The sequence below is a fragment of the Peribacillus sp. GL_122 genome (genome assembly GCF_057835005.1).
This window is the reverse complement of sequence record NZ_CM174415.1, coordinates 1905699-1920789: the sequence shown is the minus strand read 5'-3', so window position 1 is coordinate 1920789 and position 15091 is coordinate 1905699. Positions and strand designations below refer to the sequence as shown.

Genomic DNA, 15091 nt, shown 5'->3' with positions numbered 1-15091 from the left:
AGATGTGGTACAAAGTATAATTGGGGGTCTGAAAAGATGCAGGGAGAAAAAAGAGAAAAATTCGGATTATTTTTGGGATTAGTGGGGGTCATTTGTTTTAGCTTAACACTCCCTTCTACAAGTATTGCAGTAGAATATTTCGGGACTGCGATCGTTGGTTTAGGAAGAACAGTCGTAGCCGCTATTTTAGTAGCCGTGGTACTAATTGTTCGTAAGGAAAAACTACCTTCTCTTCGTCAATTTAAACGTCTACTCATTGTTGCTTTTGGTGCAGTTTTAGGATTTCCTCTCCTCACTTCTTGGGCAATGGAATCCTTGCCAGTTTCGCATGGAGCTGTAGAATTAGCTCTGTTACCGTTAGCGACAGCCGGATTTGCTATATTTAGGGCAGGTGAAATCCCATCTCTCAAATTCTGGATTTCAAGTATGATCAGCTCTTTAGCGGTAATTATGTATGCACTTCATCTTGGATTCGGCCAATTACAAATCGCCGATTTAGCTTTACTGGCAGCAGTGGTCATTCTGGGACTTAGTTACGCAGAAGGGGGAGAATTAGCGAAAGAATTAGGTAGTTGGCAAGTTATTGCTTGGGCAATTATGATCGGTGCTCCATTTTTCATTATTCCAGTTGGGCTAAACCTGACAACTGAAATGCTTCATGCCCCAATACATGCTTGGATTAGTTTTATTTATCTCGCAGTGGTTAGTCAATTTCTAGCATATGTTGCTTGGTATAGCGGAATGGCTATGGGCGGGATAGCAAGAGTTAGTCAGATTCAATATTTACAACCATTTTTGATGATTCTATTTGCAACAGTATTTCTAGATGAATCCATCACAATCTTCACTCTTGTAATAGCAGTGATTGTTGTCTTTTCTGTTATATTAGGCAAAAATGCTCCCGTATCAAAAAACACAGCTGTATCAGAGAAAAGCTAACTAAATGAAAGTTAGCTTTTTAGAAGACTAAATTGTATAGATGAGAAGTTGTCATGACTATAGATTTAACCTAGAAATACATCAAAAATCAAACCGTCTTAGCTATTTTTCATGGCCTGCATTGTTATATCTCTCGATCTTGGTATGAGTCGGATAAAGCAGTACCAACATGGAATTATGTGACCGTTCATGTTTACAGAGAAGTCGAACTGCAAGAGGATGAACATGAGTTAATTAGCGCCCTACATGATATGGTATCGAAGTACGAATCTCCTGACAGTTCATACAGTTTGCAAGATGTAGATGCTGAGTTTCTCGCTTGTATGAACAAAGGAGTTCAAGGATTCGAAATAAAAATAAACAAAATAGCAGGGAAAGCAAAGTTAAGTCAATATCATCCATTGCAAAGACAAGAGTTAATTTTAATCACAGCCCCAGGTGGCATAGATCAAATGGTATTATTAGCAGTTAATGCAGAGGTCTCGCTTGTTTCGATGTTCCAAATGTTCAGGCTACTGTTCATCTTTGTTTTAATTATGCCTTTGATGAAAATGTTTTATCGTTGGCGAGAAAAAAAAGAAATTCTCTACAATCAAGAAAGCAGTGTCCGCAAGAGACTGTGTGTTTTGAAGCGTTTGTTATATATGGACTGCTCCCTCCCGTAATTCCTATAGACCCGGTGATACCTGTAGCCCCTGTGGTTCCTGCAGTACCTGTAATTCCTGTAGCTCTTGATGATATATAAGGCTTATTGTAGAGTTGACGCAAACCGTGGGATATGTAAGTTTTTGGCCTCCACAATCTGACAAATCATTAAGAAACAAAGATTCGCTTAAAAGTTTGTTATCGCAAAGTATCTTTTCTTTAATGTCAGGATTGTCGCATTTGTAATAATCGTCCAATAACCGTTTAAGTTCGTGACAAATAGTTCAATTTGAATCATTTTATTCCAGATTTCTACGACTTAGCTTCACTGTCTTCTTAACCGCTTTCTTTTTCTCATCATGGTTCATCGGTCTCACCCCAATAAAAAAAGCATCCAAATTAATGGATGCGTTCTCCTTTTATTCATCAATTTTGACTTTTTTCAATAGATCATTTCTATACGAAATTGCATCTCGTTCAAAAACTTTTTTAAACCTATCTTCGTACTCTTCGCGGGTTATTAGTCCTTTTTCACCCAGTAATTCTACTATAGCTCTAACCCTTACTCTACTCGACACTAATTCGTTTGTCATATTGGATAATAAAATACCGATTTTCTCATAATCATCATTCATTTTTTCATCCCCTTTGTTTAACTAATTTGACAAAAGGGACTAATTCCCTGCAAAGAAAAGCACCCCAAATAATAGATGCTAATGTTTTTCAATAGGTAAAATATATAAAATAAGGGTGGGCTGTTAGTTCCTCTTTTACACCCTCATTTAACTATGAGGATATTATCATAGCACCCAACCACAAACACACCCGATTATGGAAAACTTTATAGGTTCACTTCATTTTTTACGGTCTCCTTTATTGCACCCTATGGATGCAACTGTAACTTTAAGTACACTACTTAACTTCTTTGCTACATTAAATAATGAATTCATGTTAGGAGTTAAGAGATTATGCTATTCAAGTGGCTTAACCTTATATCTCAAAACGGTTTTTAATTTTGCAGGTTCAACTTTTCTAAAATCTGAAAGATATATTTCTCTATGTTGTAATGAAGTTCTTTCAAGATTATTATTTTTTATGAATTCATTCATTAATTTAAAACTTTGAGGTTCATCATCATATGGACCTACATGAAGCATTTGGACAGATAAACCATCTTGAAATGTACCGAACTTTACATCATTTAAAAATGGATGTGGTTTCTTTTTTTCTACATTTTCAAATGCCCACTCTACTATTTCCCTCTTCTGTTAAATCCCAAATTCCTTCTAATGGATATACAGTATATTTAAAATATCCATCTGGAGTGTATCCTTACTTCGGCATCATTCTGACCGCATAAGCCAATGAATAAAGAACACCTATCTTTTCAGCGAATTCGTGTTCATTTGGATTTCTTTTTCCCTTTATCAAAAAAAATTCTGTTCTGGAATTGTTACAAGTTCAGATTCTCGTTTTGGAATATATAAATTCTATTCTTGTTTTCTCCATTCGTATTTCATTAGTTTTTGTTCCCTTCTATATATTTTTTTCAATATGTTTGATATTAATTCAACGTCCTTCTAAATAAACCTTCTTCTGGACAATTCCTTCAAGCCCTTGTTGGTTATCTTAACAAAGGAAAGTTGATGTCTATGCATGTGTCAAAGAACTCAAAGAAAAAAAGTGTTTATGGATATTCAAAATACATGAATTATGCCCATAAAGGATAACTTTACGATAACCAAAATGGTTTTAGACAGTTGTTCTTTCTCAGTTAACACAACTTATGATAAACTAAGATTATCAGAATTTTCCAAATAACGGAACGTTCATTGTTCCGTTAAAGGGCCAGTTTAATTGAACAAGGAATTGGCATGACACCTTAATTAGTGAGCTATCTACAACACGCCGCAAATGAATTTTGACCAAAGGGATTATCTAGTAAAGGGATTAAATTGGAGGGAATAGAAAATGGATGTAAAGACACTTTTGTTACAACAATGGGCAAGCTGCTTAGATGAAGAAGACTGGTTTCCACCACTTGAAAAAGTGCTAGAGGATATCACTTTTGAACAGGCAATTTGGAAACCAGCTGATGGGGCAATGAATTCCATTTGGGAATTAGTTTGTCATTTACTTTTCTATGAAAAGAGATTTCTGATGCGATTTCTTGGTGAAACAGCGAATGAACCACAGGCAGAAAATAATGAATCTACATTTCGATTACCAACTGAGAAGTTAGAAAATTGGAAGGAAACAAAACAAGAATACTTTTATGTTCATCGTGAACTTGGAAAAATACTAGCAAAATCAGAACATGAAGATTTGTATAGACAGATCCCAGGAGAAGATAATTCATTAGTGCTTGAACTGAAGAGTTTAGCATTGCACGACGCATATCATATTGGGCAAATTGTATTCCTAAGTAAAATGCAAGGAGCCTGGCCAGGGAAACGCAGCTTTTAAAAAAGCTTCATTAGCTTTACAGTTATTCCATAATAGGGGGCTTTAATGGATTAAGAACGGGAACGTCCAAATCGGACGTTCCCATATTTTATACCTAAAAAACAACATTACTACTTAACAAAGCCAAATTTGCCAAGGGTTTGAGATATTTATTGTTCGCATTCCCATGGGTGAACTTGTGTACGGAACAGACTTTGTAGCATAATCAGGACTCTTAAAACATCACAAATGCCTGTTTAACAGCATTTTTAATAATCGATGAAAAAAAATATCAGCTCCCCATTCATTAGCTGCTTTAGTACGTGCCGATAATGATAGAAAAGTGTCACCAGTACGACTCATTTTGACCGAGACTTTCTCATACTCAGTTAGAATGTCTCTAATCCTTTTTCCGATTCTTAATGTTAAATTCTTTTCTTTTATTCCGTTTCCGACTGCCACAGAAAAAGGGATGAACACAGGAGTGAGATATTTTTCTGTCACAATTTCTCCCTCTTTTACTTCTTTCACCAATTCGATCATATTGCGTTTTAGTTAGCCATTTCAAACATCTCCATTTCTAATAGGCTTTGTTATAGATTAATGTTGATTTTTGAACAATTAAAAGAGACCACCTAAAAGTGGTCTTCTTAAGTACATCCTATGGAACTAACGCACCCTATTGTTAAGAACAATATCTCACAATCTTGCTAAGCAAAGTACCAAAGGCAACTTTTGCTTCCAATCGGCCGACAGGGGGCTGACCGTTGGGTGTCGCGGGTTGAGGGCGGGCGTACCAGGCGCGGGCTCGGTGTCAGTCTTCGATTGCCTGGTAGACCATGGTCCAGAAGTCGTGGATAAGCCGCGCTGAATCCGGGGTGGACATCCCGACCTGGGTGAGCAGGATTCCAGTGAGCTGTTTGTCCGGGTCGGCGTACGTCGTGGTGCCGGTTCCACCGTCCCAGCCGAACTGGCCGATGGACGCGTAGTCACCACGGTAGGTGCGCACCGCCATCCCGAAGCCCCAGCCGCCGTGCTGCCCTTGGCCGAATGACACATGGACGTTGTTGCTGGCCATTGCGTTTCGGACGGATTGTTGCTCGGGCGTGAGGCGGTTGGTGGTCATCAGCTGGACGGCGGGCCGGGACAGGATCTGTTCGGTCCCTTGCATCCCGTGATTTAGCAGCATCCGGAAGTAGGCGTGGTAGTCGTCGACGGTGGAGGAAAGTCCGCCTCCGCCGCCCTGGAACGCTGGAGGCTGGCTGTGGCGTCCCCCCTTGGCCTCGTCCCACACGATGAACTCTCCGGTCTGCGGGTCGGGGGCGTAGAGGGGCGGCAGCCGGTCGATCTTGTCGGCGGGCACGTGGAAACCGGTGTCCTTCATGCCCAGGGGGTCGAAGATGCGTTCGCGCAGGAACGTCTCAAACGACTGGCCCGTGACCCTGGCGACGAGCACTCCGAGTAGATCGTTGCTGATGTGGTACTGCCAGCGCTCTCCGGGCTGGTGCATCAGCGGGAGTGTGCCCAGGCGGCGCATCCACTCATCCGGCTCGGGCATCGGCTCCGGTAGATCGGGAGTAAGCCCCTGCTCGAATATCGCGCCCATGATCGGAGTGCCCAGCGACGTCATATCCATGCCGAGCCCGAACGTGGAGGTCAGCAGGTCCCGTACTGTGATCGGCCGCCGCGCCGGCACGGTATCGTCCAGCGGGCCGTCGATCCGCTTCAGCACCCGCCGGTCGGCGAGTTCGGGCAGCCACTGCTCTACTGGGTCATCCAGCCGCAGCCTGCACTCGTCGAGCAAGACCATCGCCGCAGCCATCGTGACCGGCTTGGACGTCGAGGCAATCCGGAAGATCGTGTCCCGGTCCATCGCCGCGCCACCGTCATGGCGCATCGTCCCAATCGCTTCGACGTGCGTCTCACCGTACCGGCTGACCAGGGCGACGAGTCCAGGGATTTTCCCGGACTCGACATGCCGTGTCAGCACCTCACGCAGTCTACGCAGTCCTGCTTCGGAGAAGCTGTTGCTTTGTCCCGTAGTAATCTTTTTCATTTAGTTTCCCTCTCTTTACTTTTTTATCAGCCCTATTGTTCTACAAAATCTCTATTTGTTATCAATGCTTGAAAGCGTGTTCGATGCATCAAAGAGACTGAATATTGGTATTCAAAAGGTCACTCTCCTCCTTTCTGGGTGATCAGAATCTAGATATGTCCACCACTTAGCATAGAGCCATATGTTCATCGGACGTTTATTCTCGGTTTTATCAAATTCAAAGTCACCATTATTCCGTAAGTAATCTTCTTTGTAACCGTTGTCTTGCCCCCCCTTATTGGAGTCAAGCAGAGCGAGAATACGGCCCTTTTCCAGTTAAGCTCCCACCTCCACATTCCCTAATTATGTATATTCTAGATGTAAATATAAATTCCTTATTCAACTATCCTGCCCCGTTAGTTCATTAAGAAAAGCGATTCTGAATACATTTCATGCAAAATGAGTAACTTGATTTTTACTTTACATAAAGATTTTGCATTTGGGCAAAATTATAGAAACAAATTCAATTGGAGAACAACATTTATGATTTTCCTTGCCCTTTTATTAATGTTAGGCGGGTTATTAATTATTAATGCTATTTACGCTTATCACACCAAGCACATTGACTCAAATTTTTTATCCACTTTATGGTACTACATTAAACTTTTACCTTTGTTTCTGCCTGCGAGTATTATGATTGGATACGGAGTGAAGTTTTTAACAAAAATTGTAGATAACCTAACCTTCTCACTTATTGTCTCTAAAGGAATGGAGATACTAGTTAGTGTAGCAATTGGATACATATTTCTAAAAGAAATTCCCAATTGGCGAACAGGGGTCGGTATCACATTTATATTAATTGGTTTTTGGTTATTAAAAGGAAAATAAGAAAGAGCTTACCTTGATAGGCTCTTTCTTATGACAAACCATAAATATAAGAATTACTTATAATTATTCTAACGCCCTTTCATAAGTATACTTTCGTTAGTTATTCAATAATATGGCCAATTGTTGAATATAGATCAAACAGCATTCTTGAACTAACCTGCCATGTTAGTGCCATAAGAAAAAGCTGCCTTAAAGACAGCTCTGATCTTAAGATAGTTGAACAAAGAGCAATCACCTTATTCAACCATAGGTCCCGTTCCATACATTTTTTAAAGGCTAATTATCAATAAAATTTATGTTATTGTCTAGACACCATTTAATCGCAATTTGTTTATATCGTTTGTCACGATAAGAATACCATTGGTCTTCCACTTCAAAGTCAATAATTTTGTCCTTAAACCTTCTAAAAGCACCCTTCCCCTTAATTGAATTTAATAATATATCTTGCTTTCTTTCATCACTAACAGTAAAGCAAAAGTCTTCAATGATCTCATATTCATTTACTTCATATTTTGTTGGAAGTTCCTTGTAATTATCAAAGTTATCAATTACATCATTAGCAACTTTTCTATTTTCTTGTTCCCACTCTGGTAAATGACCGAATTCTTCTTCATCTTCAGCGGCTCTCAAGTCACCCAAAGTTACTGAAATGATTTCCCCATTTTTTACATTAAAAAATGTCCGAGACTCATCAAACTGTATTTCCAATTCTTCAATAATGGCCTGAATCTTTACTGGATTTCTCAATTATAAATCACCCTTTAATTTTTTTACTAATGTACCTGTTAGTTCATTAATAAGAGTTATTATTTTTCTTCTACATTACATAAATCTTCTGCTATCTGCTTTATTCTTTTAAATCCAAGTCCTTCTCTTTGCTCTAAGGATAATGGGTGGTTTGTTGGTTCTAATTCTATAGAAGGACGTAGACCTATTGGACGAGTATGAACCATTGTTTTTAAGTTTAGTGTTTCAGAATAACAAGGAACAGAGCTTAAGAAATTGACCGAAATAAACAATCATTTTTGTAAGTCTTAATGAACTAAAGCACTCGTTAGTTTAAGTGTATCTCTTCACTATTCCGTTCTGTTTTTATGTTCCCTTCTTTCATTTTTATATTAGGCTCTGTTAAATTTTAATCTTGTTAATTGAATAAAAATTAAAGGAAACCCTATTTAAAGGGCTTCCTCCTTTCTTGCTCGACCAACACACTCCGCTACTTTAAGTACAACCTTTCACTATCTTTGGTATATAAAAGAAATTATCTTTATCAGTAATGATTACACTAAACTTAGTTTTTCAATTGCCTGCTTTTCATCTGGAAAGAAAAATATATCCTTCCCTTTATTACTCTCATAAATAAAGTCTTTCAAACTTTTACTTGAATATACAGAAAAGTCTCCTACAACAGCTATTTTCACGTGATAATTGATAAACTTTTGTAATATTTCCCCTGCAAGTTTCGTACTTAAGTGAAAAAAGTCCTCACATATTGCCGATTTATTCAAAATTATACGGTTACAGCCAGTTTCATACTGTACTGTCGCTATAAAATCCAATGCCGACTGAACATCCTTTATTAGTATCTTGTTACTGCTTATAACAGCAATTTCAATATTATTCTGTTTAATTGTATTTGTTTTCATTAATAGTCCCCCATTTCAGTAAATATCCTCTGATTTTTGTTTTATTTTCATTAATACGTCTCATTATATTTTACAGTAGACTTCTTGTTGAACTATCCTGCCCCGTTAGTTCCATAAGAAAAAGCTGCCTTAAAGACAGCTCCGATCTTCAGCTAACGCACCCGTTAGTTCTTTAAGGAAACGATCCTTATTAAAGGAGCCCCCCCTTTGTTGAAGACCGACGAACTTCTATTATTTATGTATCCTTGACTGATAAATTCATTGAGAAATTGATATAATTCTTCTAATATCAAAAATTGTACATTCTAAAAGCCGCCTATAGGCGGACTTCTTATGGCTCTAGCCTGGATTAAACAGAAAACAATTAGGAAAAAATATTATTCTTCTGATGGGCTAACAAATAAAGAATCGGTTTGAGAAATTACACATAGCTTTTTTCCTTCTTTTTCATAGATTGTCATTGCCCCTTCTTGTGATTTTTTATCCCACCCCCAAAATTTAATAACCGTTAAATAATAAAGTGGAAGTCCGTTTTCTTCGGAAGCTGGACCCCATTTATATTCTTCATACATATTTTTATCGTCTTTTCTTATTAATTTGGCCCCTAATGGTATCGGGAATCCTTTATTTATTGCTGATTCACTATAAGATAAGAAAAAATAACTAAACATTGAAACTAAAATAACTATAATAATAATAAGAATAATAGCTTTTTTCTTTCTAAACACAAAAATACTCCCCTTTTTACGGCCCTGAAAGTGCCACCTGTTTTTAATTATTTAATCTCCCTCTATAAATTTTACTTTTAAATACAATATTTTAATCCACATATCGATAATAACCTACTTCAATAATCTGTCCCATTAGCTGTAAAAGGGTGATTTTCGTTTGAATATGACAGTACGATAAGTTTTAAAATCGCACTTTAAAAAGGCAGCCAATTGCCGGCCTTTTTTATGAAGCTAACGCACCCGTTAGTTCATTTAGAAGTAGTAAAAAAGGGCGTTCCATACTAATAATGAACATAATCATTCCCTCTAGTGAAATTATTACAAATGCATTGAGATTTCCAAACCTGTGGGTTTGTCCCCAAAAGGTCCGCTATATTCTCTAAAAACTAAATCAAGTCCTGAAATATCGTCAGGTAAAGGCGGAGACACGATAAAACTGTATACGAATTGCCCTGTTGAACCACTTCCAGCATCCCATCGACAATCATATTGTTCTCCTAAAAACAATTCGAAAAAATTGTGTTGATGTCGGGCTCCTGGTGAATCCTTCATCGAATCCCAATCGATATTAAGATGAACCACGCTTGCATTCTGGTACTGCCGAATAAAGGTTACCGTATATAAATATTCACCTTTATCAACTGATTTTAAGATGGGTAAATGCCGTCTAAATTCTTTTGGTTCAACACGTGGTCTAAATTCTTCATCATCTCTCAATGTACCGAATACCGAATTTAACAATTCCTCGTACAGTCCGAACCTTTCTGCCCAATTTGAGATATTTTTATGAGGTGGAAAACCTGGATCATTGTTTGAAATTTCCTTCCGTTGTTTTAGTAATGCACAAAGTTGTTCATCTATTAAAAAAACCTTTTCATCATAATGGTCTGTTGGTTGTTCGAATGGCATTCGTTTCATTGTATTCCTCCTCATTTTTAATTTAAACTCAAATAATTAGACCCCTTTATATTAACAAATATTGAATTTATTAGAAATAATGTTCTTCAACTAACCTGCCCCGTTAGTTAATTAAGGGTACTTATTCGCTTGAATTTGAACGTATGATAATGTAAATTATCATACATTCAAACCCTTGATTTCATTGATTTTTTTCATTTTTTCTCTTTATATTTAAAAAAGAGACAAAATCGTACATTCAAATCGTTGTTTTTAAAGAATTTAGAAGTTCGACTTACTCTTTGATAGTAAGTCGTCTCCTGCACTGTACGTGGATTGAGTACAATGGTATGTGATGGTCAATATCTTTGTGATGATAGGTGCACTGATTGGAGTATGTGGCCATATCATATCCTAACCCTTGTCCATACCCCCTATGATAAGTAGTCTTGCTGTATGCCGTATGCTGTTACGCGTAGTGCAGTTGTACAGGCCCTAGGATGGGTCATACGAAGGTGCTAGAATTAGGGGGGGAACTTAGGGGGGAGTTTGTTAACGTCCTGGACCTTATACGGCTTATATATTGATAAAAAAGTATTCTCTATGAGAAAAGATCCTAAAAAAAGACCTTAAAAAAATATTTAAGACCTCTACATTAGAGTGGCGATATTAACAGCATCCCTTTTTCTTTTTCTTTTTCTCTTTCTTGTTGCTTTGTGCACCGGATTCATTTGAATTGGATGAATGTATTGAACTTATTAAAATGAGTTTGAGAAGTTTTTTCAAGATAGACTTGTGTATCATCAAAATGTCTCTCCTTCATGACTGTTTTATTATATTTTATGAAGGTTGTACCAACTTGCGTAGATTATGATTCAAAACATCCGGCCATTTCGGAAATTTTTTTTTATCCTATGAACAGAGATGGAGACTATTGTGTCATTTTCCTAATTAAAGCATAAGGTATATAACCCATTTAATTAATTTCCTCCTTAAAAACAATTAAGGAGATGTCTTATGTCAGGTTGTGAATCAAGGTGTGACGACGGTTTTGGATTTGGTGGAGGTTTCGCCTTTATAGTCGTCTTGTTTATACTCTTAATCATTGTTGGAGCTAGCTTTGTTGGTGGCTGCGGCGGCGGTTACGGCGGCGGTTACGGATATGGCGCCTGTTGTTAAAAATAGTATGAAAAAAGCCGACCTTTATTGGTCGGCTTCTTCAAATTTGATTCCTATTTCTGGGGAATGATAGCTATTTTGAGGACTCTAATTATGGTCCAGACGACAAAACGCGAAAAACTATGATAATACATTCTATGAAAAATAAAGCCCCGAACGCTTAGAATCTTCAAGGATCTCATATCTTATAGAACTAACGCACCCGTTAGTTGATTAAGAATTTTCTATTTTGAATTTATGTAATAAACCAGATTATCAGTCCATTCACCAAATTCAAAAATAAATCCTTTTCTTATGCATTCAAACTCCATTCCTACATTCTCTGCTAAATTATAAGAAGGTGTGTTATCAACGTTTATATGAGCCTCAATTCGGTGGAAATTCAAGTCTTTAAAGGCGATATTAAGGGCTTCTTTTACTGCCTCTTTACCATAACCTTTTCTCCAATATTGATTATGAATAGTGTAACCTACCCTACCCCATTGAAAGTCATTTCTCTCTAAGGTGGAGAAATCTATTGTTCCAAGATGTGTACCGTCTTCTTTCCTAAAGACACCAAAAACATATGCTATATCATTCATTGCTAATTCTTGATGTTTTCCCACTAAATTGGTAAACCATTCCTCTGTACATTCACTCATATCAATCTTCCCTTGATCATACCTGTGTTGAGATGGAAGTCTATTTTTAAATTCGCTAAGCCAATTTTTAAAATCATCTTCTTTTAATGGTCTTATTACTAATCTTTCCGTTTCTGAAATCCAGTCAAATTTGTTCAAATAAAACAACCTTTCTATTTATGTCTCTTATCTCTTAAAATCTCTCCCTTTCAAAATAAATCCAATTGTTATCAATTCGCCTTAACAGTAATAATCCCTTTTTGCAACGTATTCTTTATGCAACTAAACTGCCCCTTTAGTTGCATAACAAAAAGGTTGCTTCAGCAACCTCCCTTATTGAACTAAAGCAACCGTTAGTGCGATAAGAAAAGTTACATTCTATTGCACATTATCTACGTACTTCGATACGAAAAAATCAAATCTCTAACTTTAAACCGATTTGTAATTTTTTTATTATTGTATACAATAATACTATCTTAAAGTGTGAAGGGACTGAACTATGCACAGATATCAATATCTAAACCCCAAATTAAAATAAAATGGAGGCAAAAATATTGATTACAGAACTACGAACAGAAAGATTAATATTAAAAAAAATGAAAGTATCAGACTCCTCTAGCCTATTTAAGATCTGGTCTGATCCTGAAGTTACAAAGTTTATGAATATCAATAGTTTAACTGATGAAAGTCAAGCAATACAAATGATTGAAATGCTTGATAAGTTATATCAAGAAAACAAAGCTATTCGCTATTCAATTTTTCATTTAGAATCAAATCAAATTATTGGTTCTTGTGGTTACAATACCTTAGACTTTGAAAATTCAAAAGCAGAAATCGGTTATGAAATTAGTAAAGAATATTGGGGTAACGGATTTGCTTCGGAAGCCATTCTTAAACTATTGGATTATGCATATAATACTTTAAATTTTAATAGGATTGAAGCGAAAGTCGAACCTGAAAATAGAAATTCAATAAAGCTTCTAGAAAAGTTAAATTTTCAATTTGAAGGCACACTAAGAAAGTCCGAAAAATCAAAAGACACATTTATTGATTTAAATATGTATTCAAAATTAAAAACTGATTAACATATATTGTGAAAAGCCTATATTCTATACGAATATAGGCTTTTTCGGCACTTTATTGATCGTTTTTATTCAACATAAGAAATATACTACTGTTTAATAATAAAATTATCTTTTCTTATTGAACTATCCTGCCCCTTTAGTTCCATAGTAAAAAGCTGCCTTAAAGGCAGCTCCGTTCTTCAGCTAACGCACCCGTTAGTTCATTAAGAAAAGCGATTCTTATTAAAGAAACGCGCCCTTTTATTGACTATCACTATTTATCTTTTAATTATTAATACAAAGTATCTATGTAATAAATGGAATTCAGTTGTTTGACTAAATATCACTAGGTAAGGTAGCCGAATTGTTGATAGTTCATCATACTTTAAGTTGATGGACTTATCAGCTTTACATATTTTCTATTCGTTATTTTTCAAGTAAACTTTTAATTGCTTTTCCAATTTTAATTTTTCTTTGATTGACTATTTTTTCACGCTGACTTTCAGCTTCAATCCACTCTATGGAGCATTAACATCTGCATAGAGTATCTTTTTTTATTAAGACTTATTCATGATCATAGTAGCTCTTTCTGCCTTGTATGTAAGAGTTGGCAAGGTCCAATGCTTTTTGAACGGCACCAATTCGGTTATAGAAGTGGAAGAGTTTTTTTTCGTAGTGTTCAATAAACATGGTGAAGCCCATATTTTTAAAAAAAGGAAGGGCTGTAGTCTCAATAAAATGATAGTAATCGTCTTCTTCATGATTAAGCTGATAAAGGTGTAATTCAAAAAAAATCCAGTTATACGATTTTGTCGATTTTGCTATTCTTAGGCCTTTATGTGCTAATTCCAATAAAATCTCGAATGAAAGTAGTTTTCCTTTATAACAAGTATTAATATAACCATCTAATGCAGTTAAATAATGAGGAACCTTTTCATCAATTAGTTCCATGGCTTCTTTGTATAGTTCGGATGCTTCTTTGTATTTTTTTCTTCTGTAAAGTTCAAATGCAAGATTATTAAGGAGCTTTGATTTACGGTCTATTTCATTAATGGTATCACAGGTACGTATTAATTGTTCGTACCTTTCTTTCGTCTCTTCATAATCATGAAGCTCCTTTGCATTTAATTGTAATAACATGATCGTCTCTGTATCAATTATTCGGATGACATTTAACGTTTTTTGAAAATAGTCAAGAACTTTCTCTGCATAATAATACGATATTATATTAGAATGAATAAGGTGATAGGCTAGTGACAAATGGTAATAATATTCAAATTGATTATATTGACTTTGATCAATAGATGTTAAAATTTGAATACAATCTCGATACTGTCCGTTGTGAAAATAATACATACCTAGAACATGCTTTAACATATTGCGGTCTTGCGGAGGAAAAGATGATTCTTTTTTTTGCAGGTTTTGAATAATTAATAATGCTGTTTCTAATTGATAATTAGATAAATAATACCTTGCAGAGAGTAATTGATAGAAAACTTGAAAATCTGGCAATTGAATCAGTGTTTCTTTTTCGATTTCATCTTTTAAAATTTCTGATTCTTTGCTTTGTTGCATAACGAACGTGTCGTGCCATAACTTTAGTTTCTGTTGAAGATTATGATACCGCACAAATTCATCATCAAGACAGATATTCAATCTTTGGGATAATAAGTGAGTAATTTCCCCTGAGTAATCTGTTATCCCTCGTTCTATCTTACTAAGATGTGTAACCGAACAAATTCCTCCACAAAGCTGCCCCTGAGTCAACCCTGCTTTTTCACGATAAAACTTGATAAGTTTCCCCTCAATCATAGCTTCACCTCTAGATTGTAATTTTATCTACTATATATAGAAAAAAATGAATATATATTCTATATATTCTAGTAAAATTAAGAAAAGCGCAAGGCTACTTTAATAGCTTCACTCTATTTATTAGCTTTTTCAATATTCACTCTTATTTCCCGTTTTTATGAATTCCCAATCTACCTCAATATTTTATTCT

Annotated in this window: 15 protein-coding genes and 2 pseudogenes; 6 read left to right on the top strand and 11 right to left on the bottom strand. The window is 36.2% G+C overall.

Annotated elements, in window-relative coordinates:
* Nucleotides 1–36: 36 nt before the first annotated feature.
* The gene (locus AC3ISB_RS09360; RefSeq protein ID WP_480340411.1) at nucleotides 37–939 is read left to right on the top strand and encodes a DMT family transporter; all 903 of its coding nucleotides are present in this window, start codon (nucleotides 37–39) and stop codon (nucleotides 937–939) included.
* Nucleotides 940–1013: 74 nt separating this feature from the next.
* Nucleotides 1014–1604, top strand: a pseudogene (locus AC3ISB_RS09355) (FMN-binding negative transcriptional regulator); the annotation flags it as partial.
* Nucleotides 1605–2003: 399 nt separating this feature from the next.
* On the opposite strand, the gene AC3ISB_RS09350 reads toward AC3ISB_RS09355, so the two are convergent.
* Together AC3ISB_RS09350 and AC3ISB_RS09345 are read right to left on the bottom strand one after the other, a co-directional pair.
* Nucleotides 2004–2219: a hypothetical protein gene (locus AC3ISB_RS09350; protein ID WP_141995150.1), complete on the bottom strand. Its 216-nt coding sequence runs from the start codon at nucleotides 2217–2219 to the stop codon at nucleotides 2004–2006.
* Nucleotides 2220–2555: 336 nt separating this feature from the next.
* Nucleotides 2556–2840, bottom strand: coding sequence for a GyrI-like domain-containing protein (locus tag AC3ISB_RS09345; protein ID WP_489276889.1), 285 nt, complete (start codon nucleotides 2838–2840; stop codon nucleotides 2556–2558).
* 715 nt (nucleotides 2841–3555) lie between these two features.
* On the opposite strand from AC3ISB_RS09345, the gene AC3ISB_RS09340 reads away from it, so the two are divergent.
* On the top strand, nucleotides 3556–4050 hold the full coding sequence (locus AC3ISB_RS09340) for a DinB family protein (RefSeq protein WP_489276159.1): 495 nt from the start codon (nucleotides 3556–3558) through the stop codon (nucleotides 4048–4050).
* A 222-nt stretch (nucleotides 4051–4272) separates the two neighbouring features.
* On the opposite strand, the gene AC3ISB_RS09335 is transcribed toward AC3ISB_RS09340, so the two are convergent.
* Nucleotides 4273–4533 (bottom strand): N-acetylmuramoyl-L-alanine amidase family protein, encoded by a 261-nt coding sequence (locus AC3ISB_RS09335; RefSeq protein WP_397429102.1) that lies wholly within the window; start codon nucleotides 4531–4533, stop codon nucleotides 4273–4275.
* A gap of 310 nt (nucleotides 4534–4843) precedes the next feature.
* Nucleotides 4844–6085 carry a serine hydrolase domain-containing protein gene (locus AC3ISB_RS09330; RefSeq protein ID WP_489276157.1) on the bottom strand — a complete coding sequence of 414 codons (1242 nt, stop codon included), beginning with the start codon at nucleotides 6083–6085 and terminating at the stop codon, nucleotides 4844–4846.
* Between the two features lie 522 nt (nucleotides 6086–6607).
* Between AC3ISB_RS09330 and AC3ISB_RS09325 the strand changes: the two genes are divergently transcribed.
* Complete coding sequence (locus AC3ISB_RS09325) at nucleotides 6608–6952, top strand: hypothetical protein (protein WP_430099952.1); 345 nt, start codon at nucleotides 6608–6610, stop codon at nucleotides 6950–6952.
* 276 nt (nucleotides 6953–7228) lie between these two features.
* Here the strand turns inward: AC3ISB_RS09325 and AC3ISB_RS09320 are convergent, their stop codons facing one another.
* The 5 genes from AC3ISB_RS09320 to AC3ISB_RS09300 all read right to left on the bottom strand — a co-directional run bounded on the left by AC3ISB_RS09320 (nucleotide 7229) and on the right by AC3ISB_RS09300 (nucleotide 10247).
* Nucleotides 7229–7699 (bottom strand): UPF0158 family protein, encoded by a 471-nt coding sequence (locus tag AC3ISB_RS09320; RefSeq protein WP_430099953.1) that lies wholly within the window; start codon nucleotides 7697–7699, stop codon nucleotides 7229–7231.
* Nucleotides 7700–7758: 59 nt separating this feature from the next.
* Nucleotides 7759–7971, bottom strand: coding sequence for a DUF2199 domain-containing protein (locus AC3ISB_RS09315; RefSeq protein ID WP_430099954.1), 213 nt, complete (start codon nucleotides 7969–7971; stop codon nucleotides 7759–7761).
* Between the two features lie 261 nt (nucleotides 7972–8232).
* Complete coding sequence (locus AC3ISB_RS09310) at nucleotides 8233–8598, bottom strand: DUF4180 domain-containing protein (protein ID WP_133347283.1); 366 nt, start codon at nucleotides 8596–8598, stop codon at nucleotides 8233–8235.
* A gap of 377 nt (nucleotides 8599–8975) precedes the next feature.
* Nucleotides 8976–9326, bottom strand: coding sequence for a hypothetical protein (locus AC3ISB_RS09305; protein WP_480340670.1), 351 nt, complete (start codon nucleotides 9324–9326; stop codon nucleotides 8976–8978).
* Nucleotides 9327–9647: 321 nt separating this feature from the next.
* Nucleotides 9648–10247, bottom strand: coding sequence for a hypothetical protein (locus tag AC3ISB_RS09300; RefSeq protein ID WP_430099957.1), 600 nt, complete (start codon nucleotides 10245–10247; stop codon nucleotides 9648–9650).
* 996 nt (nucleotides 10248–11243) lie between these two features.
* On the opposite strand from AC3ISB_RS09300, the pseudogene AC3ISB_RS09295 reads away from it, so the two are divergent.
* Nucleotides 11244–11357, top strand: a pseudogene (locus AC3ISB_RS09295) (YjcZ family sporulation protein); the annotation flags it as partial.
* 272 nt (nucleotides 11358–11629) lie between these two features.
* On the opposite strand, the gene AC3ISB_RS09290 reads toward AC3ISB_RS09295, so the two are convergent.
* Nucleotides 11630–12184 (bottom strand): GNAT family N-acetyltransferase, encoded by a 555-nt coding sequence (locus AC3ISB_RS09290; protein WP_430099958.1) that lies wholly within the window; start codon nucleotides 12182–12184, stop codon nucleotides 11630–11632.
* Nucleotides 12185–12579: 395 nt separating this feature from the next.
* Here AC3ISB_RS09290 and AC3ISB_RS09285 point away from each other — a divergent pair, with 395 nt between their 5' ends.
* Nucleotides 12580–13110 carry a GNAT family N-acetyltransferase gene (locus AC3ISB_RS09285; protein ID WP_430099959.1) on the top strand — a complete coding sequence of 177 codons (531 nt, stop codon included), beginning with the start codon at nucleotides 12580–12582 and terminating at the stop codon, nucleotides 13108–13110.
* 543 nt (nucleotides 13111–13653) lie between these two features.
* On the opposite strand, the gene AC3ISB_RS09280 is transcribed toward AC3ISB_RS09285, so the two are convergent.
* Nucleotides 13654–14901 carry a helix-turn-helix domain-containing protein gene (locus tag AC3ISB_RS09280; protein ID WP_480340580.1) on the bottom strand — a complete coding sequence of 416 codons (1248 nt, stop codon included), beginning with the start codon at nucleotides 14899–14901 and terminating at the stop codon, nucleotides 13654–13656.
* Between the last annotated feature and the right edge of the window lie 190 nt (nucleotides 14902–15091).